We start from the raw sequence: 2,431 nt of genomic DNA on the forward strand, positions 1-2,431 counted from the left end.
TTTCTAATGAGTTGTTTGACGCTTTTCATTATAAGTCATGTGGGACTTTTTTTGATACAATTAAAAAGCCCTATAACATCCGCAGAGGATTTACCCACTACAGTCTTATAGAGCCGAGATTGTCCTGTTCATTTTTACCTCATCCAACACCTGAGCCGTGTCATGATGACTACTAGAATTGCTATTATGGAATCATTTGTCAAGCAGTCTCTAGCCTATCGGGCTTTTAAAAAGCATTGGCGACTCTTTTAAAAAGATAGTTGAAAGCTCTCTTATAAACCTTTCTATTCACGAAAATTTAGACAAAATACCGCGTGAGATCATAAATAAGGCTCTAGCTTTCTCAAACGAGCTTCGTTGTTATTATGACCTCTATCAGCTACTGTTATGTCGTTTTCAAGAAAAGAATTATAGTCTTTTGAATTAACTTTGATACATGGTTACTTTCGACTTGCCCTACTCAAGCAGACTAGATGATACCGAGGCAGATAGAACTGAATCTCATCAAATCAAGTCAACAAGGTCTGCTTTTAATATTCGAAGAGTATCAAGTACTGTCTGTGTCTCAACTCCTTGTTCTGAAAGTTAATTCATTTGACTGTAAAATACTCATACCAAAGAGAGAACCAATCTGATTCTCACACGCTTAGTTATCGTCATCTGCTATAGTTGCATATGACTGATAAGACGATATGTTCTAGGTTTTAGCTAACTGTATAAATTCAGCAGCTATTTTTGTAATATCACTAAACTGTTGTTTTTCTGCTAGCTGATTAAATTCGCCCCCGATACCAATGATTGAGGCGCCACTCTTAAACCAATCTTGGGCATTAGTTAAGCTGACACCGCCTGTTACCATAAGGCGAACTTGTGGCAAGGGACCTTTGATAGATTTAAGAAAACTAGTTCCTAAGCTACCGCCTGGAAAAATTTTAACGATTTCACACCCAGCTTCAAGAGCGGTTGTAATTTCAGATAAAGTCATACATCCAGGTAGATAAGGAACGGTATAGCGATTGCAAATGGTTGCTGTATTGGTATTAAAAGAGGGTGATACAACAAATTTAGCGCCAGACAAAATTGCTAATCGGGCAGTTTCTGAATCTAAAACGGTTCCTGCTCCAATAATGATATGTGGATCAGCTTGGTAGAGGTTATTCAATGCTTTGATGACCTGACTGGCTTCAGAGTTGGTATAAGCTACTTCAACAGCAGTGATTCCACCTTCTATACAGGCTTTGGCTGCTTGGATAGCTTCATCTTTGGTATTTCCTCTTATAACGACAACAACTTTTTGTTGCTCAAGTTTTAATAGTATTTCAGATTTTATCATAACCTTCTTCCTCAACGGACAATATCATTAGTTTGATGAAGTACTTTTTTGACGTTTTCTGGCGACTCAAACATATTGTCTCCAGAAATAGTGCATTTGAGACTGGCAGCTGCAACAGCAAAATTGACGATGTCTTGAGGGACGGCGTTTTGTAACAACTGATAAAGTGCGCCAGCAACGAAGGCATCACCGCTACCAATGCGTTCTAAGATTGGCGTTGTTATTTGCTTTGACACAACGAATTGTGCTGATTTATTGTATAGATAAGCCTGATAGCTATTACGTCCCCATTCATCTTGCAGCCGACTGGTGTGAAATATAGTTTGCAGGTCGAATGCTTTTGTTAAGTCAAGCATTCGTTTTTTAATATCCTCTTGACTAGCTGTAGAACGATTGAAAAAGCTTGTATCGCTTTCTGATAGCATCAGTGGCTCTATTCCAAAACAAATGTCAATGTCTTTTGCAAAATCTGAAAAAACATGTTTAGCTTCGAGTGGATCAATAAGATGGCTTCTAAAATTGAGGTCTAAGGAGAGCAGTACCTCTCTTTTTTTAGCTTCTTTGATTAGTAATTTAGTAATATCCCTTAACTCTTTGCTTAGTGCTAGCGTGATACCGCTAAAGTGAAAAAGCTTAACATTATTAAAAAGCGCATCGAAATCAATATTATCGGTCTTTAAATAATGGAGGCAGGTCAAGTCTCTATCATAAGTAATTTCACCTTGGCGACAACCATAAGGAGGCTGAACGAAATAAATGCCCAAACGGTTATCGAGTTGCTGAATCGCTGAGACATCAATATGATTGGAACTTAAAAAATTCATAAAAGTTTTACCAATCGGATTGCGAGGTAGTGCTGTCAATAGCCGTGTATCTTGCTCAAATCCTTGTAGAGCTCTTGCGATGTTAACTTCTGACCCGCCGTAATACAGATTAGTCGGAACCTGATTTGTAAACAGTTGATATGGTGATGGGCTAATACGAATGAGTGCTTCACCAAATAGAAGTACTTTGGACATAATAGGAAAAGCCTCCTTATATTATATTTAGTGCAGTTAGCTACTGCCAAAGCCCAAGTGTTATACTTGGAAAAACCAT

The 2,431-nt window shown here is 38.0% G+C and carries 2 protein-coding genes and 1 pseudogene; 1 reads left to right on the plus strand and 2 read right to left on the minus strand.

What is annotated here, in order from left to right; all coding sequences use genetic code 11:
* Positions 1-132: 132 nt before the first annotated feature.
* Positions 133-406, plus strand: a pseudogene (locus ACMZ6U_RS10100) (ISL3 family transposase); the annotation flags it as partial.
* A gap of 291 nt (positions 407-697) precedes the next feature.
* Here the strand turns inward: ACMZ6U_RS10100 and ACMZ6U_RS10105 are convergent.
* Together ACMZ6U_RS10105 and ACMZ6U_RS10110 are read right to left on the minus strand one after the other, a co-directional pair.
* Positions 698-1,333, minus strand: a complete 636-nt coding sequence (locus ACMZ6U_RS10105; RefSeq protein WP_416108298.1) for a bifunctional 2-keto-4-hydroxyglutarate aldolase/2-keto-3-deoxy-6-phosphogluconate aldolase — start codon at positions 1,331-1,333, stop codon at positions 698-700.
* A gap of 11 nt (positions 1,334-1,344) precedes the next feature.
* Positions 1,345-2,352 carry a sugar kinase gene (locus ACMZ6U_RS10110; RefSeq protein ID WP_416108299.1) on the minus strand — a complete coding sequence of 336 codons (1,008 nt, stop codon included), beginning with the start codon at positions 2,350-2,352 and terminating at the stop codon, positions 1,345-1,347.
* Positions 2,353-2,431: the final 79 nt, after the last annotated feature.

It is taken from the genome of Streptococcus pluranimalium (assembly GCF_047785745.1).
Classification (GTDB): Bacteria; Bacillota; Bacilli; order Lactobacillales; family Streptococcaceae; genus Streptococcus; species Streptococcus pluranimalium_B.

Coding starts and splice junctions, on each gene's coding strand:
- ACMZ6U_RS10105 (WP_416108298.1), bottom strand. CDS start 1,333: ATGATAAAATCTGAAATACTATTAAAACTTGAGCAACAAAAAGTTGTT.
- ACMZ6U_RS10110 (WP_416108299.1), bottom strand. CDS start 2,352: ATGTCCAAAGTACTTCTATTTGGTGAAGCACTCATTCGTATTAGCCCA.